The following is a 20,176-nucleotide window of genomic DNA, read 5'->3' as shown; positions in this document are numbered from 1 at the left end:
TCGAGTGCAGCAGCGCACCGGGCGCACCTGAGGACCGGTAGACGCCCGCGCCGGATTTCCACCGCGGACCGGCCCCCACCAGGCATACGCCGGTGGGGGCCGGTCCGTGTGCGCGGGTGGCTCCGTTTGGGTGCAGCACCCAGGTGACATACATCGCAAGGCCCGGCCGTCGGCTCAGCGGACGGAACATTAGACTCATCTGATCGGCAAGCTCGATGCACGGCAGCAGGCACAGGCAGCAGGCAGAACGCAAGGAGGCAGGGGTGGCGTTGCTTTCCCGTATCAGGGGACCGCGCGATCTGGACCGGCTGGAGCCGGAGCAGCTTGAGCAGCTGGCAGGGGAGATCCGTACCTTCCTCGTCGACGCGGTGTCCAAGACCGGCGGACACCTCGGCCCGAACCTCGGCGTGGTCGAGCTGACCATCGCCCTGCACCGCGTCTTCCACTCCCCGAAGGACAAGGTCCTCTTCGACACGGGGCACCAGTCCTACGTCCACAAGCTGCTCACCGGCCGCCAGGACTTCACCGGCCTGCGCACCAAGGGCGGCCTGTCCGGCTATCCCTCCCGCGCCGAGTCGCCGCACGACGTCATCGAGAACAGTCACGCCTCCACGGTGCTGGGCTGGGCCGACGGCCTGGCCAAGGCCAACGAGGTGCGCGGCAAGGACGACCATGTCGTCGCCGTCATCGGTGACGGGGCCCTGACCGGCGGCATGGCCTGGGAGGCGCTCAACAACATCGCGGCCGCCAAGGACCGCCCGCTCGTCATCGTCGTCAACGACAACGAGCGCTCCTACGCCCCGACCATCGGCGGCCTCGCCAACCACCTCGCGACGCTCCGTACCACCGAGGGCTACGAGCGTTTCCTGGCCCGCGGCAAGGACCTCCTCGAGCGCACGCCGGTCGTCGGCAAGCCGCTGTACGAGACCCTGCACGGCGCCAAGAAGGGCCTGAAGGACTTCATCGCGCCGCAGGGCATGTTCGAGGACCTGGGCCTCAAGTACGTCGGCCCGATCGACGGCCATGACATCGAGGCGCTGGAGTCCGCGCTGGCCCGCGCCAAGCGGTTCGGCGGCCCGGTCATCGTGCACTGCCTCACCGAGAAGGGCCGCGGCTACAAGCCCGCCGAGCAGGACGAGGCCGACCGCTTCCACGGCATCGGCCCGATCCACCCGGACACCGGCCTGCCCGTCAAGACCGCGGCCGCCAGCTGGACCTCCGTCTTCGGCGACGAGATGGTCCGGCTCGGCAAGGAGCGCGCGGACCTCGTCGCGATCACCGCGGCCATGCTCCAGCCGGTCGGCCTGAAGAAGTTCGCCGAGGCGTTCCCGGACCGTATCTACGACGTCGGCATCGCCGAGCAGCACGCCGCCACCTCGGCCGCGGGCCTGGCCACCGGCGGCGTACACCCCGTATTCGCCGTCTACGCGACGTTCCTCAACCGGGCCTTCGACCAGGTCCTGATGGATGTCGCGCTGCACAAGTGCGGCGTGACCTTCGTCCTGGACCGGGCCGGTGTCACGGGCGACGACGGCGCCTCGCACAACGGCATGTGGGACATGTCCATGCTCCAGGTCGTGCCCACGCTGCGGCTCGCCGCCCCGCGCGACGCCGAGCAGCTGCGCGCCCAGCTGCGCGAGGCCGTCCAGGTCAAGGACGCGCCGACGGTGCTGCGCTACTCCAAGGGCGTCGTCGGACCGGCCGTTCCCGCGGTCGGGAAGGCCGGCGGCATGGACGTACTGCGCGAGAGCAAGGCCGCGAAGCCGGATGTGCTGGTGGTCTCCGTGGGCGCGCTCGCACCGATGTGCCTGGAGATCGCCGATCTGCTCGACAAGCAGGGCATCTCCACCACCGTCGTCGACCCGCGGTGGGTCAAGCCGGTCGACGCGGCGCTGCCGGGGCTGGCCGCCAAGCACCGTGTCGTGGTCACCGTCGAGGACAACATCCGTTCCGGCGGCGTCGGTTCGGCGATCGCGCAGGCGCTGCGCGACGCCGGCGTGGACCTTCCGCTGCGCGACTTCGGCATCCCCGAGCGCTTCTTGGACCACGCCTCCCGCAAGGAGGTCATGGTCGAGATCGGGCTCACCGCGCCGGACATCGCCCGCCAGGTGACGGGCCTCGTCGCACGGATCGACAACCGTGCCGGCGACGCCGAGCCCGTGGAGGCCGCGAACGGCCGGACCGCCGAGGTCGCCCGCGACTGATCCGCCGCACGGCACCGCGATGGGCCGGCCGGCCACCCGTACGGGTGTTCCGCCCGGCCCATCGGCATATCCGCCGCCACACCTCATCGGGTGAATCACCGCCGTGCGAAGGCCCGCCGACACTGACTGTTTCTCCCCATTGCGGAGACTCGGTCAGTTCAGGAGAGTTGCGAGGGTCGTCCAGGCGGAGGTTCGCCCATGAGCACACAGCACGGCACAGGGAAAATTTCGCGCCGCGATCGCGGCATGTTCCGGACGAAGACTGTGGAGCAGTCGATCCAGGACACCGAGGAGCCGGAGCACTCGCTCAAGAAGTCCCTTTCAGCGCTCGATCTCACCGTCTTCGGTGTCGGTGTCGTCATCGGCACCGGCATTTTCGTTCTCACCGGCAAGATCGCCAAGGAACAGGCGGGGCCGTCCGTCGCACTCGCCTTCGTCGTCGCGGGCGTGGTCTGCGCACTGGCGGCACTGTGCTACGCGGAATTCGCCTCCACCGTCCCGGTCGCCGGATCCGCCTACACCTTCTCCTACGCGTCCCTCGGCGAGCTGCCCGCCTGGATCATCGGCTGGGACCTGATCCTCGAACTCGCCCTGGGCTGCGCGGTGGTCGCGGTCGGCTGGTCCGGCTACATCCGCTCCCTGCTGGACTCCGCCGGGTGGCATCTGCCCACATGGCTGGCCGGCACCCACGAGGGGCATTTCGGCTTCGACCTTCTCGCCTGCGTCCTCGTCCTCGTCCTGACCGGCATCCTGGTCCTCGGCATGAAGCTGTCCTCGCGGGTGACGGCCGTGATCGTCGGCATCAAGGTCACCGTCGTGCTGCTGGTCATCATCGCCGGCGCCTTCTTCATCAGCGGCGCCAACTACCGGCCGTTCATCCCGCCGAGCGAACCCACCACGGGCGGCGGCGGGCTGGCCGCGCCGCTGGTCCAGCTGATGTTCGGCTTCACCCCGTCCAACTTCGGCACCATGGGCATCTTCGCCGCCGCGGCCGTGGTCTTCTTCGCCTTCATCGGCTTCGACATCGTGGCCACCGCGGCCGAGGAGACCCGCAACCCCCAGCGCGACGTGCCGCGCGGCATCCTCGGCTCGCTCGCCATCTGCACGATCCTCTACGTCGCCGTCTCCGTCGTCGTCACCGGCATGGAGAAGTACAGCAAGCTCTCCACCGACGCCCCGCTCGCCGACGCCTTCAAGGACCTCGGACATCCCTTCTACGCGAACATCATCAGCTTCGGCGCGGCCGTCGGCCTCACCTCGGTCTGCATGATCCTGCTGCTCGGCCAGAGCCGGGTGTTCTTCGCCATGAGCCGGGACGGGCTGATGCCGCGGGTCTTCTCGCGGTCCCACCCGAGCTTTGGCACCCCGTACCGGGCGACCATCCTGCTGGGCGTCGTGGTCGCCATCGCCTCCGGCTTCACCTCCATCGACGTACTGGCCGAACTGGTCAACATCGGCACGCTGTTCGCGTTCGTGGTCGTCGCCATCGGCGTCGTCATCCTCCGCCGCTCCCGCCCCGACCTGCCCCGTTCCTTCCGTACCCCGCTCGTCCCGCTCGTCCCGGTCCTGTCCGTCCTGGCCTCGCTGTGGCTGATGCTCAACCTGCCCACCGAGACCTGGATCCGCTTCGGAATCTGGATGGTGGTCGGCTTCGGCATCTACTTCGTGTACGGCCGCTCCCACAGCCGCCTCGGCATCCGCTCGCGCCGGAAGGACAAGGAGGGCACGGCCGGCCCCCGTCCGTAACCCCGCCCGTCAACCCCCGGGCCCGTACGGCCATCAGCCCGTACGGGCCCCTTCTCATGCCCCGCGCCTACTCCCTGGGGCCGCCCCGCCGCCCGCCCCAGACGGCGCGCGGCCCGGTTACCCGCGCCCTCAACGCCTCGACCCGCTCGCGCAGTCCACGATCCGCGGTGACCACCAGACAGTCCCGCCCCTGGCCCTCCTCCGCCACCAACTCCACGATCCGGTCGTCCCCGCTCCCGCCCGCGGACTCCACCCGTACGCCATCGACGGACGCCACCCCGCGCGCCGCCCCCTCCACGACCAGCACCATCTCCAGCGGCGGCGCCACCAGCCCCGGCAGCCCGCCCTCGACGTACGCCGGCAGCGCATCCCGCAACCGCTCCGCCGCCCCGTGCCGGTCCCGCCACCAGCCGTCCGGCACCGAGCCGACCACATTCGCGGCATCGACAATGACCAAGGAATCCATGGCGCCAGCCTGCCACGGCCGCAGGCCGTGAACACACGGATGCGCGGGCCGCCCCACCGGGACGGCCCGCGCATCTCACCTCCTGCGAGGCCTCCTGCGACCGCTTACGCGGGCACGCTCGCGACGCCCGGGGCCAGGAACTTCTTGCCCGTGACGCGCTCGGAGACGCCCTCGCGGTCCAGGTACGGCGTGATGCCGCCCAGGTGGAAGGGCCAGCCGGCACCGGTGATCAGGCACAGGTCGATGTCCTGGGCCTCGGCGACGACGCCCTCGTCGAGCATCAGGCCGATCTCCTGGGCGACGGCGTCCAGGACGCGGTCGCGCACCTGCGCCTCGGTCAGGACGGAGTCGCCCTGCTTGAGGAGCGCGGCGACCTCGGGGTCCAGCTCCGGCTTGCCGGAGTCGTAGACGTAGAAGCCGCGCTTGCCGGCCTCGACGACCGCCTTCAGGTTGGGGGAGACGGTGAAGCGGTCCGGGAACGCGCCGTGCAGCGTCTCGGAGACGTGCAGACCGATCGCCGGGCCGACCAGCTCCAGCAGCACCAGCGGCGACATCGGCAGACCGAGCGGCTCGATGGCCTTCTCCGCGACGTCGACGGGGGTGCCCTCGTCGATGACGTTCTGGATCTCGCCCATGAAGCGGGTCAGGATGCGGTTGACGACGAACGCCGGGGCGTCCTTGACCAGCACGGCCGTCTTCTTCAGCGACTTGGCGACCGCGAAGGCGGTGGCCAGCGAGGCGTCGTCGGTCTTCTCGGCGCGCACGATCTCCAGCAGCGGCAGGATCGCGACCGGGTTGAAGAAGTGGAAGCCCACGACCCGCTCGGGGTGCCGGAGCTTCGCGGCCATCTCGGTGACCGAGAGGGAGGAGGTGTTGGTGGCGAGGATGGCGTGCTCCGGCACGACCGCCTCGACCTCGGCGAACACCTTCTGCTTGACGCCCATCTCCTCGAAGACGGCCTCGATGACGAAGTCCGCGTCGCCGAAGGCGGTGGCCTTGTCGAGGTGACCGCTCACCAGGCCCTTGAGGCGGTTGGCCTTGTCCTGGTTGACCCGGCCCTTGAGCAGCAGCTTGTCGATCTCGCCGTGGACGTAGTCCACGCCCTTGTCGATCCGGGCCTGGTCGATGTCCGTGAGGACGACCGGGACCTCCAGGCGGCGCGCGAAGAGCAGCGCCAGCTGCGAGGCCATCAGACCGGCGCCGACCACACCCACCTTGGTGACGGGACGGGCCAGCTTCTTGTCCGGGGCGCCCGCGGGCCGCTTGGCGCGCTTCTGCACCAGGTTGAACGCATAGATGCCGCTGCGCAGTTCGCCGCCCATGATGAGGTCGGCCAGCGCCTGGTCCTCGGCGTCGAAGCCCTGCTGCAGCTCACCGTTCTTGGCGGCGGCGATGATCTCCAGCGCGCGGTAGGCGGCCGGGGCCGCGCCGTGCACCTTGCCGTCGGCGATGGCCTCGCCGCGCGCCACGGCCGCGTCCCAGGCCGCACCGCGGTCGATCTCGGGCCGTACGACCTCGGTCTCGCCCTTCAGCACCGAGGCGGTCCAGATCAGCGACTGCTCGAGGAAGTCCGCGCCCTCGAAGATCGCGTCGGCGATCCCGAGGTCGTGGACCTGCGTGCCCTTGAGCTGCTTGTTCTGGTTGAGGGAGTTCTCGATGATGACCGAGACCGCGCGGTCCGCGCCGATCAGGTTCGGCAGCAGGACGCAGCCGCCCCAGCCGGGGACCAGGCCGAGGAAGACCTCGGGGAGCGAGAAGGCGGGCAGCGCCTTCGACACCGTGCGGTAGGTGCAGTGCAGACCGACCTCGACGCCGCCGCCCATCGCCGCGCCGTTGTAGTACGCGAAGGTCGGCACGGCCAGGCCCGACAGCCGCTTGAAGACGTCGTGGCCGCCCTTGCCGATGGCCAGCGCGTCGTCGTGCCGCTTGAGCAGCTCGACGCCCTTGAGGTCGGCGCCGACCGCGAAGATGAACGGCTTGCCGGTCAGACCGACGCCGACGATCTTGCCGTCCGCGGCCTCCTTCTCCACCTGGTCGATGGCGGCGTTGAGGTTCGCCAGCGACTGGGGGCCGAAGGTGGTCGGCTTGGTGTGGTCCAGGCCGTTGTCCAGCGTGATGAGCGCGAACGTGCCCGCGCCCTGGGGGAGGTCGAGATGACGTACGTGCGCCTGCGTCACGACCTCGTCGGGGAACAGCTCGGCCGCACCCTTCAACAGCTCAGTGGTGGTGGTCACTTGCCTGCTCCCTCGAAGTGCGGGTTCTCCCAGATCACGGTGCCGCCCATGCCGAAGCCGACACACATGCTGGTGATGCCGTAACGGACCTGCGGCTGCTCCTCGAACTGCCGGGCCAGCTGGGTCATCAGCCGGACGCCGGAGGACGCGAGCGGGTGGCCGAAGGCGATCGCGCCGCCGTACTGGTTGACGCGCGGGTCGTCGTCGGCGATGCCGTAGTGGTCGAGCAGCGACAGCACCTGGACGGCGAACGCCTCGTTGATCTCGAACAGACCGATGTCATCGATCGTCAGACCGGCCTTGGCCAGCGCCTTTTCGGTCGCCGGGACCGGGCCGATGCCCATCACCTCGGGCTCGACGCCGGCGAAGGCGAAGTCCACCAGGCGCATCTTGACCGGCAGGTCCAGCTCGCGCGCCACGTCCTCGGCGGCGATCAGCGAGGCGGTGGCACCGTCGTTGAGACCGGCGGCGTTGCCCGCGGTCACCCGGCCGTGCGGACGGAACGGGGTCTTGAGGCCCGCGAGGTTCTCCAGGGTCGTGCCCGGACGCATCGGCTCGTCGGCGGTGGCCAGGCCCCAACCGGTCTCGCCCGCCTCGGCGTTGGTGCGGCGCACCGAGATCGGCACCAGGTCGGCCTGGATCTTGCCGTCGGCGTACGCCTTCGCGGCCTTCTCCTGGCTGCGCACGGCGTATTCGTCGGCGCGCTGCTTGGTGAGGTGCGGCAGACGGTCGTGCAGGTTCTCGGCCGTCATGCCCATGAACAGGGCGGACTGGTCGACCAGCTTCTCCGACACGAAGCGCGGGTTGGGGTCGACGCCCTCACCCATGGGGTGGCGGCCCATGTGCTCGACGCCACCGGCGATGGCGATGTCGTACGCACCGAAGGACACGCCACCGGCGATGCTGGTCACGGCGGTCATCGCGCCGGCGCACATGCGGTCGATGGAGAAGCCGGGCACGGACTGCGGCAGGCCCGCCAGGATGCCGGCGGTACGGCCCAGGGTCAGGCCCTGGTCGCCGATCTGAGTGGTGGCGGCGAGGGCAACCTCGTCGATCCGGGCCGGGTCCAGGTCCGGGTTGCGGCGCAGCAGCTCCCGGATGCACTTGACGACCAGGTCGTCGGCGCGGGTCTCGTGGTAGATGCCCTTCGGGCCCGCCTTGCCGAACGGGGTGCGGACGCCGTCGACGAAGACGACGTCCCTAGCGGTACGAGGCACGTTGGCTCTCCTCCAGGTGCGGGATGGCACTGCTGCGGGGCGCCCCGGGGGACGCTTCACACCCACATGCTACTTACGGGTAACCAAGCTGCACACCCCCACCGCCGGGAGCGGCGAACATCACACCGCAAGAGCCCCGGAACGGCGGTGTGGCCACGCGTGAGAACGGCCCCGTCGCCACTTCGTGAAGGGGGCGGGGCCGGATGAGGCGGTGGCGTGATACGCGCATATCGCGCCCAAAGTAGCCGTATCGCCACCAAAAGGTGTGGTGCCGTGACGCAGGGGGACACACCGATACGGACGGCGACCCCGGCAGCGGCACGCTGACGCGGTCCGCCGACGCCGGGACCGCCGAGGACGGGAACGGGACGACGATGGTCCCGGCCGGCCGGGGGCCGGCCGGTGACGTCACTCGCCGTTCGCCAGCAGCGCCTCGGTGAGGATCGGCGCGACCAGCTCGACCTGCCAGGGGCGGGCGCCGTGCCCCGTCAGCACCTCGGCGACCGACTCCTCGGCGGGCTCGGCCGGCGGCTCCCAGCACAGCCGGCGCACCGTGTCCGGAGTGATCAGGTTCTCCTGCGGGAGGTTGAGGCTCTCGGCGAGTGCCGTCACCGCCGCGCGGGCGGCCGACAGCCGGGCCGCGGCGGCCGGGTCCTTGTCGGCCCACGAGCGGGGCGGCGGCGGGCCGTTGAGCGGCTGTCCGGGCTGCGGCAGCTCGCTGTCCGGCAGCGCACGCGCGCGGTCCACGGCGGCCTGCCACTGCTCGAGCTGGCGGCGGCCCATACGGTGGCCGAAGCCGGCCAGCGCGGCCAGCGCGTGGCTGTTCGGCGGGAGGTTCAGCGCCGCTTCCACGATCGCGCCGTCGCCGAGCACCTTGCCCGGCGAGATGTCGCGCCGCTGGGCGACCTGGTCCCGGGCCGTCCACAGCTCCCGTACGACGGCCATCTGGCGGCGCCGGCGGACCTTGTGCATCCCGGACGTACGGCGCCAGGGGTCCTTGCGGGGCGGTGGCGGGGGAGCGGCGGCGATGGCCGCGAACTCCTGCCGGGCCCACTCCAGCTTCCCCTGCCGTTCCAGTTCCTCCTCCAGCGCGTCGCGCAGGTCCACCAGCAGCTCGACGTCCAGCGCGGCGTAGCGCAGCCAGGGCTCGGGCAGCGGGCGGGTGGACCAGTCGACGGCGGAGTGGCCCTTCTCCAGGGCGAAGCCGAGAACGTTCTCGACCATCGCGCCCAGACCGACCCGGGCGAAACCGGCCAGCCGACCGGCCAGCTCGGTGTCGAACAGCCGGGTGGGGACCATCCCTATGTCACGCAGACAGGGCAGGTCCTGGGTGGCGGCGTGCAGGACCCACTCGGTGTCGCCGATGGCCTCGCCGAGTGCCGTGAGGTCCGGGCAGCCGACCGGGTCGATCAGTACGCTGCCGGCGCCCTCACGGCGCAGCTGGACGAGATAGGCGCGCTGGCCGTAGCGGTAGCCGGAGGCGCGCTCGGCGTCGACGGCGACCGGGCCGCGGCCCGCCGCGAAGGAGGCGATCACCTCGGCGAGCGCCGCGTCGGTGGCGGTCACCGGGGGGATGCCCTCGCGGGGCTCCAGGAGCGGGACCGGCGCCGGTCGGGGGTCCGGAGGCGAGTCTCCGGATGCTCGCAGTGTCGTGTCTGCTGCGGTCTTTTGGGCGTCGGTCACCAGTCAAGGGTATCTGTGTATGCACACCGCCCGTCGAGGGAACGTTCCCTCGACGGGCGGGACGGTCGGGCTGAGGGGTCAGTGGATGATGCCGGTGCGTAGTGCGACCGCCACCATTCCGGCCCGGTCACCCGTGCCGAGCTTGCGGGCGATACGGGCGAGATGGCTCTTGACGGTCAGTGCCGAGAGCCCCATCGAGACGCCGATGGCCTTGTTGGACTGGCCCTCCGCAACCAGCCGCAGCACCTCGACCTCCCGGCCCGACAGCTCGCGATAGCCACCGGGGTGCCCGGGGGCGCCCGGAGGCCGGCGCTGCATACGGGCCGCGTTGGCGCCGATCGGCGCGGCGCCCGGCCGGCCGGGCAGACCGAGGTTGGTACGGGTGCCGGTGACGACGTAGCCCTTGACGCCGCCGGCCAGTGCGTTGCGTACCGCGCCGATGTCGTCGGCGGCGGACAGCGCGAGGCCGTTGGGCCAGCCCGCCGCCCGGGTCTCGGACAGCAGCGTGAGGCCGGAGCCGTCGGGCAGGTGGACGTCGGCAACGCAGATGTCGCGCGGGTTGCCGACGCGGGGACGGGCCTCCGCGATGGACGATGCCTCGATCACGTCGCGTACTCCGAGAGCCCACAGGTGGCGGGTGACGGTGGAGCGGACGCGAGGGTCGGCCACGACGACCATGGCCGTCGGCTTGTTCGGGCGGTAGGCGACCAGGCTCGAAGGTTGCTCGAGGAGAACAGACACCGGGCCTCCTGGGGGAGTGGCGGGGGACGGAAACCGGCTGGGGAGAGCCGGAATGATCCGTGTTTGAAGGGTCACTGACCTCTTCGGCAGCAATCCGGCGGGACTTTAGACTTTGATCACGATTTAGTTAGGGGCAATTCGGGCAAATCGGACGCCTGAGCGATCAAGGGTGAACATCGAGTGAGCAGCGAATGTGCACCGGCCTTCACCTGGGCACGCCAAGACGCCGATCATGCGCGAACATGATCGGCGGTGTGCGAGGGGAGCGCCGTCAGCGGGGCTGCGGGCCGCGGCGCTGCGGCAGCGCCACCACCCCGCCGCGCGGGGCCATGTCGAGGGTGGCCGGCGGCAGGCCCGCGACCTGGCACAGCAGATCGCACCAGGCCGCCAGATGCGCCGCCATGTCCGGCACCCCGCCCGGCCCCTCGGCCGGCGTCCAGGACGCCCGGATCTCGATCTGCGTCGCGGGCTCGCGCGAGGCGAGGCCGCCGAAGTAGTGCGATGCGGCGCGGGTCACCGTCCCGCTCGGCTCGCCGTAGTGCACCTCGCGCGCCTCCAGCGCACCGGTGAGCCACGACCAGGACACCTCGGGCAGCAGCGGATCGGCGCCCATCTCCGGCTCCAGCTCCGCCCGCGCCAGCGTCACCACGCGGAAGGTGCCCTGCCAGGCATCGTCACCGGCCGGGTTGTGCAGCAGCACCAGCCGCCCGTCCGCCAGATCCGTCTCCTCCCCGTCCGGCCCCGCCCCGGGCTCGACGACCGCCGCCTCCAGGGCGTACGCGAAGGGGGCGAGCCGCTTGGGCGCCGGGGTCGGGTCGATCTCGATCTCCGGCCGCAGCCGTGCCGCGCGGAGCGCCTCGACCGCCTGACGGAAGGGGATCGGGGTCTCGTCCGCGCTGTCCGCGAGGTGTTCGTGAGCCGCAGCCATGCCCGGAAGATTAGGCGGAAGGAGGCTCTCATCCCGGGAGGACACCCGGTGCGCGCGTCGCCCATTCGGAGGTGTGCCCGCGCGCGCCGGTCATTGCGGGCAACCTTCCGAATCGGTAGGCGGCCCCGCATGCGAAGATTTGGGGCGTGAGCGCCAACGTAGGGCCCGCGGGCCAGCAGCAGACCGGTACGTACGACTCGGCATTCCTCAAGGCCTGCAGGCGCGAGCCGGTGCCGCACACCCCGGTGTGGTTCATGCGCCAGGCCGGGCGCTCGCTGCCGGAATACCGCAAGGTCCGCGAGGGCATCGCGATGCTCGACTCGTGCATGCGGCCCGACCTCGTCACCGAGATCACGCTCCAGCCCGTACGCCGCCACGGCGTCGACGCCGCGATCTACTTCAGCGACATCGTCGTCCCCCTCAAGGCCATCGGCATCGACCTCGACATCAAGCCCGGCATCGGCCCGGTCGTCGAGAACCCGATCCGCACCCGCGCCGACCTGGAGCAGCTGCGCGCCCTGGAGCCCGGCGACGTCAGCTACGTCACCGAGGCCATCGGCCTGCTGGTGCGCGAGCTGGGCAGCACCCCCCTCATCGGCTTCGCCGGCGCGCCCTTCACCCTCGCCAGCTACCTCGTCGAGGGCGGCCCGTCCCGCAACCACGAGCGCACCAAGGCCCTCATGTACGGCGACCCGCAGCTGTGGGCCGACCTCCTGGACCGCCTCGCCGACATCACCGCGGCCTTCCTCAAGGTCCAGATCGAGGCCGGAGCGAGCGCGATCCAGCTCTTCGACTCCTGGGTCGGCGCCCTCTCGCCCACCGACTACCGCCGCTCGGTGATGCCCGCCTCCACCAAGGTCTTCCAGGCCGTCGAGGGTTACGGCGTGCCGCGCATCCACTTCGGCGTCGGCACCGGCGAGCTCCTGGGCCTGATGGGCGAGGCCGGCGCCGATGTCGTCGGCGTCGACTGGCGGGTCCCGCTCGACGAGGCGGCCCGCCGCGTCGGCCCCGGCAAGGCCCTGCAGGGCAACATCGACCCGGCCGTGCTCTTCGCCCCCCGCGAGGCCGTCGAGACCAAGGCCCGCGAGGTCCTGGACGCGGCCGCCGGCCTGGAGGGCCACATCTTCAACCTCGGCCACGGCGTGCTGCCGACCACCGACCCGGAGTCGCTGACCCGCCTGGTCGAGTACGTGCACGAGCAGACGGCGCGCTGAGCGGAACTCCAGGGGGCTGCCGGGCGTCGTAAAGATCGTGAACGCGACGCCCGAGACACCGCCGGGACAGGACGACATCGGCTCCTTCCTCGACGAGATGCGCGCCGCCGAGGAGCGGCTCGACAGGCGCGCCCCGGCCGAGGTGCCGGATCCCGTCGTCCTTGCGAGCGCCCGCGCGCTCGCTGCCGACCCCGGCGGTGAGCGCGCCCACGAGGAGGTCTACCGGCTGCTCTCGATGACCCGTTACGTGGCCACGAGGGCCGGCGCCGAGGTGGCTCACGAGGTCGTCGAGGCACTGCGGGCGGCGGCCGGTGCCGTGGACGCCCCGCCGTGCGACCACGCCACACACCCTTACGAGCACGCCCTCGAGGCCGAGGACGACGACGAGGTCCGGCTGGCCGCCGCCGGGCCCGAAGGGACCGAGAGCGCCGAGAAGTACCGCTGCCCGCACACCGTCGCGATGTTCGCGCGGATCGCCGCTGAGATCATCGCGCCGGGTACGGTCGAGGGCATCCCGGACCTCGTGCCGCAGTACCAGGAAAGCCGCATCAGCGACCTCGCGGCGGTGCTGCACGGCTATCCGCGCACCGGTGACCCCCAGTACGACCTCACCACCGGCATCCCCGGCAGCTCCAGCAAAGGGACGCTCGCCGGGCACATCGTCCTGATCCGGGCCGCCTGCCGGCACGTCGCCTCGGGGACGATCAGACAGCGCTGGGTGTTCGACGACACGATCGAGGCGCTTGAGGACGCCCTGGCGAGGCTGGACGGCGCGTCCTGTGCGCACGCCGACGGTGAACACCCGGAACTCGCGGACGACCCGGACACCGATGCGGCCACCGGCTACTACCTCCTCACCCCGGGCGGCCGCGCCCGGCTCCGGCAGGAGTACGAGGACGGTGTCCAGGAAGCCCCGCCGGCCGCGTGGACCTGTCCCGTCCTGCTGTGCGACCTGGCCCGCGAGGCCCACGGCCCGCTCACCGAGGCCCGCGCGCGGTTCTTCGGCGAGCGGCGTACGGACCATCTGGACGCCGCATACCTGCGCGGGGACGGGGAGCTGGCGGTGGCGGAGATCGCGCAACGGCTGGTGTCCTCCCCGGACAACGAGCGGTACGCCGACGACCTCGCGCTATGGGCCGCCCGCCGCCATGCGCGCGGTAGCGGTGACACCCGCGAACGGCTTTTCCTCCTCCTGGCCGTCACCCGCGCCCTGGACATGGCCTGCCCCGATCCACCGCCGTCCGTCTACCGCGAGATACGCCCCCTCCTGCGTGACGCCCTCGCCGGGCCGCTGCCCGTGAGCTGCCCGCACCGCAGCGAGCATCCGGCAACCGGGAACGGGCTGGGCGACGCGGTCGGCGCCCACCTCGCCCACCTCTGCGACCCCGACGCCTTCCCGGCCCCCGAGGGTGCCCACCCCTTCGACGCCTGGGCCTGTCCGCGCAATCTCGCCCCGGCCGCCGAGACGTTGCTGGAGTGGACGGAGCGATGGGACAAGGCGGCGGACGAGAAGTGAGGTCCGGGCCGCCGTCCCGTCAGGCCCCCGCCGCCCGCACCGCCGCCGTGGCCTTGCGTGCCGCCACCAGGACCGGGTCCCAGACCGGGGAGAACGGCGGGGCGTAGCCGAGGTCGAGGGTGGTCATCTGCTCCACGGTCATCGCAGCCGTCAGTGCGACCGCCGCGATGTCCACCCGCTTGCCCGCGCCCTCCCGGCCGACGATCTGCATGCCCAGCAGCCGCCCTGTGCGGCGTTCGGCGAGCATCTTGACGTGCATCGGGCGGGCGCCGGGGTAGTAGCCGGCGCGGCTGGTGGACTCGATGGTGGCGGTGACGAACTGCAGCCCGGCGGCGCGGGCATGGCGCTCCAGCAGCCCCGTACGGGCGATCTCCAGATCGCAGACCTTGCTGACAGCCGTACCGACGACGCCGGGGAACGTCGCATAGCCGCCGCCCACATTCGTGCCGATGACCTGGCCGTGCTTGTTGGCGTGGGTGCCCAGCGCGATATGGCGCTCGCGCCCGGAGACCAGGTCGAGGACCTCGACACAGTCGCCGCCCGCCCAGATGTTGTCGTGGCCCCGGACCCGCATCGCGAGATCGGTGAGCAGCCCGCCGGAGTCGCCCAGCGGCAGCCCGGCCGCGGCGGCCAGGGTGGTCTCGGGGCGTACGCCCATGCCCAGCACCACCACGTCCGCGGGGTACTCGGCGTCGTTCGTGGTGACCGCGCGGGCCCGCCCGGCCGGATCCGTCAGCACCGCCGTGACCGCCGCATCGCGCACCGTCTCGATGCCCATCCCGCACATCGCCCCGTGCACCAGCGCGCCCATGTCCGGGTCGAGGGTGGACATCGGCTGCTCCCGCGCCTCCAGGACCGTGACCTGGTAACCGCGGTTGATCAGCGCTTCGGCCATCTCCACGCCGATATAGCCGGCGCCGATGACCACGGCCCGCCGCCCCTCGGCCGCGCTGAGCGTGTCCAGCAGGGCCTGGCCGTCGTCGAGGCTCTGCACACCGTGCACGCCCGGCGCGTCGATACCGGGCAGCGGCGGCCGTATCGGCCGCGCACCGGTCGCCAGCACCAGCTTGTCGAAGCCGGTCCACGACTCCTTGCCGCCGTCCTCCAGATCACGGGTGCGCACCCGGCCGCCGTCCAGGTCGAGTTCGGTGACCTCGGTGCGCAGCCGCAGATCGATGTCCCGGGCGCGGTGCTCCTTGGCCGTACGGGCGACCAGCGCGTCCGGCCCGTCGACCGCACCGCCGACCCAGTACGGGATGCCGCAGGCGGAGTACGAGGTGAAATGGCTGCGCTCGAACGCGGTGATGGCCAGCTCGCCGGGCCCCTTCAGCCGCCGGGCCTGCGATGCGGCGGCCATGCCCGCCGCATCGCCACCGATGACCACCAGTCGTTCCGCCGCCATATCGGTGTCCCTTCGCCGGCTATGTCATGTGCAGTTTCAGCACGTTACGCCGTGTTGCGATGCGTTCCCTCATGTGACGCCCCATCAGGTTACGTCGCAAAGTGGGGCGTTATATTCCGCATTCCGTCCGTATCCCGTACAGCTTCCTCTTCCTCCTCTTTCTCCTCTTCCTCACAGCTTTTCCTTGAGCCGCTCGAAGGCGGTGGGGGCCGGACGCCGGGGCAAGAAGTCCTTGATCTGCTTGGCGCAGTCCTGGGGGCTGGTGGTGGTCGTGTCGCACTCGATGTCGTAGATCCCGTGCGCGTGGACCGCCGCCAGCTGCCGCGCGGCCAGGCCCGGAGGGCGGTCGCCGCGGGCCTGCTCGCGGCGCTGCAGCTCCTCGAGGGAACAGCGCACGCCCACCAGGACGACGTCCTCGGGAGCGAACAGCCCAAGGCAGTCACGCAGCCGCCAGGGCTCGCTCAGTACGTGGTCCACCACGACGTTGTTGCCCCCTTCGGCCATCCCGGCGACCGCGCGGTGGAAGCCCCGCCAGGTGCGCTCGAGGACGCCACGCAGCGCGTCCGGCGCCGGCTCAGGCCGGGACCGCATGGCGTGGAAGGCGTCCACGGGCAGGTGGAAGCACGGCTCGTCGAGCGTGCGCAGCAGCTCCTGGGCGATGCTCGACTTCCCGGAACTCGATGTGCCGTTCAGGAAAATGATCAGGCCGCGGGGCGGCGCCGGCGCGTCCGCCCGCTCGGCGGCACCGCCGAGCGGTGTCGTTCCCGACACGGCCTAACGCTCCAGCACGAGGGCGATGCCCTGGCCCACGCCGATGCACAGCGCCGCCAGGCCCGTGCCCGAGCCCAGGGCGGCGAGCTGGTGGGCCACCGAGCCGGCGAGGCGGGCGCCGGACGCGCCCAGGGGGTGGCCGATGGCGATGGCGCCGCCGCGGGGGTTCACCACGGAAGGGTCCAGTTCCGGCCACTGGCCGATGCAGCCCAAGGCCTGGGCGGCGAACGCCTCGTTGAGCTCGAAGGCCGACACATCGGCGAAGCCGCGACCGGACCGCTCCAGGGCGCGGCGCACCGCCTCCACCGGGCCGAGCCCGAACAGCTGCGGCTCGATGCCGGTCACCGCGCTCGCGCGGATCCGGGCCAGCGGCTCGCGGCCGGTGGCCCGCAAGCCTTCCTCGTCGACCAGGAGGAGCGCGGCGGCGCCGTCGTTGAGCGGCGAGGAGTTCCCGGCGGTGACCGTGCCTCCGGCCGTACGGAACACCGGCTTCAGCTTGGACAGCGACTCCAGGGAGGAGGCCTCCCGGATCGTCTCGTCGCGTGCGAGGTCCACGTCAGGCAGCGGCACCACCTCCGCGTCGTAGGCGCCCTCCCGCCAGGCCCGCGCTGCCTTCTGGTGGCTGGCCAGCGCGAACACATCCTGCTGCTCGCGGGTGATGCCGTGCCGGTCGGCGATCAGCTCGGCGCCCTCGCCCAGCGCCACCGTCCACTCCGGGGCCATCCGCGGGTTGACCATCCGCCAGCCCAGCGTCGAGGAGAACATCTCCTGATGGCCCGCGGGGAAGGCCCGTTCGGGCTTGCGCAGCACGTAGGGCGCGCGGCTCATCGACTCCACGCCGCCCGCCACCGCGATGTGCGCATCGCCGTGCGCGATGGCGCGGGCGGCCTGGATGACCGCCTCCAGGCCGGACCCGCACAGCCGGTTGACGGTCACACCGGGAACGGTGACCGGCAGCCCGGCCAGCAGCACCGCCATCCGCGCGACGTTGCGGTTGTCCTCGCCCGCGCCGTTCGCGTCGCCGAAGCAGACATCGTCGATGCGCGCCGGATCGAGGTCCGGGGTGCGGTCCACCAGGGCCCTGACCACATGGGCGGCCAGGTCGTCGGGACGGACTCCGGCCAGGGCGCCGCCGTACTTGCCGACGGGGGTCCGTACGGCATCGACGATGTAGACATCCCGTACGCGTGGGTCGGTCATCAGGCGCTTCCTCGCTGTCCCGGCTCGCTGGTCGGTGGGGCCGGCGAGCGACAACCGGTAAGAAGATCGTCGCCGCCGGCCCCGAGTCTTTGCCCGCCGCTGTCCGGTGTCAACGGGGTCCCCGGTCACCTTCCTCCGCCGTCTCGGCCGCGCCGGACTGCCCGGCCCCGGGGGCGGCCGCCGGGTGGTCCGCCGGATCGGCCCCCGCTTCCTGCGCCGCCTCGGGACCGTCCGCGGCCTTGGGACCTCCGGCCTCGGGACCGTCGCCCCCGTCCGCCCGCCGCCGGACACGGATCCCGGCCGGCAGCCGCCCGTGGACCAGCCGCCACAGCCCGTACAGCAGCGCCGCGGCCGCCGCGAACGGCAGCAAGGCGCCGATCGCCACCAGCACCCAGCGCACGGCCGTCACAAAAGCGTGCCAGCCGCCGGAGAGCGCATCCCCGAAGGACGTCGGGTCGTCGTCCTTCGGCTTCTTCTCGGGGACGGCGTCCGGCTGCCGCAGCAGCAGGGTGACGGTGGCCATGCCGGTGCGCTCCTTGAGCGACTTCAGCTCGGCCTCCAGCGACTCCAGGTTCGCCTGCCGGGTGCTCAGTTCGGACTCCAGGGAGACGATGTCGGAGATCGACGTCGCCTTGTCCATCAGCGCCCGCACCCGGTTGACGCTCTCCCGCTGGGTCTTGACGCGGCTGTCGACGTCCACCACCTGGCCGGTGACGTCCTTCGCCGAGACCTCGCGCGAGACGAGCTTGCCGAGCCCGGCCAGCCGCCCCAGCACCGCGTCGTATTCCTTCGGCGGCACCCGCAGCACGATCCGCGACCGGTCGTGGCCCCCGGAGTCCCGGTCGGTGTTCTCCTCGGCGGCATAGCCGCCCGCGCCGTCCACCGCCGCCCGCGCCTTGGCCAGCGCGGCCGGTACGTCCTTGGTCTGCACGGTCAGGGTGGCCGTCCGGATGATCTGGTCGGGGGCGAGCTTCGCCGCCTTCCCGTCCCGGCCCTTGACCGCGTCCCCCGCACCGGCGCCGCCCTGCTCGCCACCGGAGGCCGCCCGCGACGGCGCGACCGCCGCCTCCCTCCCCGCCATCGAGTCGGCGGTCACCCCGCTCGGCCCACTGCATCCGGCCACCGCCAGCGACGCCGCCAGCACCATCCCCGCAGCCGCCCCCCGATACCCCGGTGACGAGCCCCCGGCCCCCGCTCCCCGTACTCCCCGTGCTCCCCGCATGCGCTGCTCGCCCTCCAAGTGGCCTGCTGATGGTGCTTCTTCGACGGACGGAGGAGGCCCGGGGTTGCCGTCCGCAGATCGCGATCCGGTCACGGTCGCGCCCGTGGGCCCCGAGGGGCGTGTCAGTGGGCTCTGAGAGAGTGGAGACATGAGCGCAGCGCACAGCAGTACGGTCCGGCCGCCCGGCAGTATCGACAGCCTCGGCGGTGTCGGTCACGTAGTCGTCATCGGTGGCGGCATCGCGGGCCTGGCGGCCGCGCACCGTCTGCTCGAAGGCGGCGCCCGGGTGACGGTCCTGGAAGCGACGGACCGGCTCGGCGGCAAGCTGAGCGCCGGCCGCATCGAGGGCGTACCGGTCGACCTCGGCGCCGAATCGATGCTGGCCAGACGGCCGGAGGCGGTGGACCTCGCACGCGCCGTCGGCCTCGGCGACCGGCTGCAGCCGCCCACCACCGCCACCGCGTCGCTGTGGACCCGTGACGCGCTGCGCCCGATGCCCAAGGGCCATGTCATGGGCGTCCCCGGGGACCTCGCCCCGCTCGCGGCCTCCGGGGTGATCTCCGCGGCGGGGCTCGCCCGTATCGAGCAGGACGCCCAGCTGCCGCGCACCGAGGTCGGCGAGGACGTCGCCGTCGGTGAGTATGTCGCCCGGCGCCTGGGCCGCGAGGTCGTCGACCGGCTCGTCGAGCCGCTGCTCGGCGGCGTCTACGCGGGTGATGCGTACCGGATCTCCCTGCGCGCCGCCGTCCCCCAGCTCTTCGAGGCCGCCCGCACCGAGCGCTCGCTGCTCGAGGGTGTCCGGGCTGTCCAGGCGCGCGCGGCCGCCACCGCACCGCCCGACGGGCCCGTCTTCATGGGCATCGACGGCGGTATCGGGACGCTGCCGGGCGCGGTCGCCGACGCGGTGCGTGCAGCCGGCGGCGAGATCGTACCCAACGCGCCCGTGCGCGAGCTGCGCTGGGCCGGCGACGGCGGCTGGGAGGTCTTCGTCGGCGACCGGCCGCTCACGGCGGACGCGGTGATCATGGCCGCCCCGGCGGGCGACGCGGCGCGCATCCTCAGCCACGACTGCCCGGCCGCCGCCACCGAGCTGACCACCGTCGACTACGCCTCGATGGCGCTGGTCACCATGGCCTTCCGCCGCGCGGACCTGGACCGTGTGCCCGTCGGCAGCGGCTTCCTCGTCCCGCCCGTCGACGGCCACCGGATCAAGGCTGCCACCTTCTCCGGCCACAAATGGGGCTGGAGCGGCGACGCCGACCCGGACCTGTTCGTGCTGCGTACCTCCATCGGCCGCTGTCAGGACGACGCCGACCTGGAGCGCGACGACGCCGACCTGGTCGGTCTCTCGCTCGCCGACCTGGGTGCGGCGGTCGGCCTGGCCGCGCGCCCCGTGGCGAGCACAGTCACCCGCTGGTACGACGGCCTGCCGCAGTACGACGTCGGCCACCTGGACCGGGTGGCGCGGATCCGCGCCGCCGTCGCCGGGACGCCGGGCCCGCTGCGGGTGTGCGGCGCGGTCTACGACGGCGTCGGCATCCCGGCCTGCATCGGCTCGGCGCGCCGCGCCGCGGACGAGATCCTTGGCACCCTGACGCCGCGCGCCGCCGACGGCGAGTGAGAATGGACAAC

General features: G+C 72.1%; 15 protein-coding genes. 5 read left to right on the top strand and 10 right to left on the bottom strand.

The window, feature by feature from the left end; all coding sequences use genetic code 11:
• Nucleotides 1-263: 263 nt before the first annotated feature.
• Together dxs and ACZ4S3_RS22380 are read left to right on the top strand one after the other, a co-directional pair.
• Nucleotides 264-2,204 carry a 1-deoxy-D-xylulose-5-phosphate synthase gene (dxs, locus tag ACZ4S3_RS22385; protein WP_467936822.1) on the top strand — a complete coding sequence of 647 codons (1,941 nt, stop codon included), beginning with the start codon at nucleotides 264-266 and terminating at the stop codon, nucleotides 2,202-2,204.
• Between the two features lie 198 nt (nucleotides 2,205-2,402).
• Nucleotides 2,403-3,950, top strand: a complete 1,548-nt coding sequence (locus tag ACZ4S3_RS22380; protein WP_467936820.1) for an amino acid permease — start codon at nucleotides 2,403-2,405, stop codon at nucleotides 3,948-3,950.
• 67 nt (nucleotides 3,951-4,017) lie between these two features.
• Here ACZ4S3_RS22380 and ACZ4S3_RS22375 read toward each other — a convergent pair whose 3' ends face one another.
• From ACZ4S3_RS22375 to ACZ4S3_RS22350, 6 genes are all read right to left on the bottom strand, one after another.
• Nucleotides 4,018-4,416, bottom strand: a complete 399-nt coding sequence (locus ACZ4S3_RS22375; RefSeq protein WP_467936818.1) for an NTP pyrophosphohydrolase — start codon at nucleotides 4,414-4,416, stop codon at nucleotides 4,018-4,020.
• Nucleotides 4,417-4,520: 104 nt separating this feature from the next.
• Nucleotides 4,521-6,650, bottom strand: a complete 2,130-nt coding sequence (locus ACZ4S3_RS22370) for a 3-hydroxyacyl-CoA dehydrogenase NAD-binding domain-containing protein (RefSeq protein WP_467936816.1) — start codon at nucleotides 6,648-6,650, stop codon at nucleotides 4,521-4,523.
• A complete protein-coding gene (locus tag ACZ4S3_RS22365; protein ID WP_467936814.1) occupies nucleotides 6,647-7,867 on the bottom strand; it encodes a thiolase family protein in 1,221 nt (406 codons plus the stop codon). Before ACZ4S3_RS22365 ends, ACZ4S3_RS22370 begins: the two co-directional genes overlap by 4 nt.
• 408 nt (nucleotides 7,868-8,275) lie before the next feature.
• Nucleotides 8,276-9,550 (bottom strand): HRDC domain-containing protein, encoded by a 1,275-nt coding sequence (locus ACZ4S3_RS22360; protein ID WP_467936812.1) that lies wholly within the window; start codon nucleotides 9,548-9,550, stop codon nucleotides 8,276-8,278.
• Between the two features lie 78 nt (nucleotides 9,551-9,628).
• On the bottom strand, nucleotides 9,629-10,291 hold the full coding sequence (locus tag ACZ4S3_RS22355) for a response regulator transcription factor (protein ID WP_016573641.1): 663 nt from the start codon (nucleotides 10,289-10,291) through the stop codon (nucleotides 9,629-9,631).
• 271 nt (nucleotides 10,292-10,562) lie between these two features.
• The gene (locus ACZ4S3_RS22350) at nucleotides 10,563-11,219 is read right to left on the bottom strand and encodes a DUF3000 domain-containing protein (RefSeq protein ID WP_467936809.1); all 657 of its coding nucleotides are present in this window, start codon (nucleotides 11,217-11,219) and stop codon (nucleotides 10,563-10,565) included.
• A 146-nt stretch (nucleotides 11,220-11,365) separates the two neighbouring features.
• On the opposite strand from ACZ4S3_RS22350, the gene hemE reads away from it, so the two are divergent.
• Complete coding sequence (gene hemE / locus ACZ4S3_RS22345) at nucleotides 11,366-12,433, top strand: uroporphyrinogen decarboxylase (protein ID WP_467936807.1); 1,068 nt, start codon at nucleotides 11,366-11,368, stop codon at nucleotides 12,431-12,433.
• A 37-nt stretch (nucleotides 12,434-12,470) separates the two neighbouring features.
• Nucleotides 12,471-13,949: a hypothetical protein gene (locus tag ACZ4S3_RS22340; protein ID WP_467936806.1), complete on the top strand. Its 1,479-nt coding sequence runs from the start codon at nucleotides 12,471-12,473 to the stop codon at nucleotides 13,947-13,949.
• A gap of 19 nt (nucleotides 13,950-13,968) precedes the next feature.
• On the opposite strand, the gene ACZ4S3_RS22335 is transcribed toward ACZ4S3_RS22340, so the two are convergent.
• From ACZ4S3_RS22335 to ACZ4S3_RS22320, 4 genes are all read right to left on the bottom strand, one after another.
• Nucleotides 13,969-15,351 carry an FAD-dependent oxidoreductase gene (locus ACZ4S3_RS22335; protein WP_467936804.1) on the bottom strand — a complete coding sequence of 461 codons (1,383 nt, stop codon included), beginning with the start codon at nucleotides 15,349-15,351 and terminating at the stop codon, nucleotides 13,969-13,971.
• Nucleotides 15,352-15,522: 171 nt separating this feature from the next.
• Nucleotides 15,523-16,056: a chloramphenicol phosphotransferase CPT family protein gene (locus ACZ4S3_RS22330; protein ID WP_467937019.1), complete on the bottom strand. Its 534-nt coding sequence runs from the start codon at nucleotides 16,054-16,056 to the stop codon at nucleotides 15,523-15,525.
• A 69-nt stretch (nucleotides 16,057-16,125) separates the two neighbouring features.
• The gene (locus ACZ4S3_RS22325; protein WP_467936802.1) at nucleotides 16,126-17,322 is read right to left on the bottom strand and encodes a thiolase family protein; all 1,197 of its coding nucleotides are present in this window, start codon (nucleotides 17,320-17,322) and stop codon (nucleotides 16,126-16,128) included.
• A 109-nt stretch (nucleotides 17,323-17,431) separates the two neighbouring features.
• A complete protein-coding gene (locus ACZ4S3_RS22320) occupies nucleotides 17,432-18,469 on the bottom strand; it encodes a DUF4349 domain-containing protein (RefSeq protein ID WP_467936801.1) in 1,038 nt (345 codons plus the stop codon).
• Between the two features lie 223 nt (nucleotides 18,470-18,692).
• On the opposite strand from ACZ4S3_RS22320, the gene hemG reads away from it, so the two are divergent.
• Complete coding sequence (gene hemG, locus ACZ4S3_RS22315) at nucleotides 18,693-20,165, top strand: protoporphyrinogen oxidase (RefSeq protein WP_467936799.1); 1,473 nt, start codon at nucleotides 18,693-18,695, stop codon at nucleotides 20,163-20,165.
• Nucleotides 20,166-20,176 lie beyond the last annotated feature (11 nt).

This window comes from Streptomyces sp. NPDC028368, from assembly GCF_055565615.1.
Note: the sequence above shows the minus strand (reverse complement) of the source record. Positions and strands in the feature narration are given on the sequence as shown.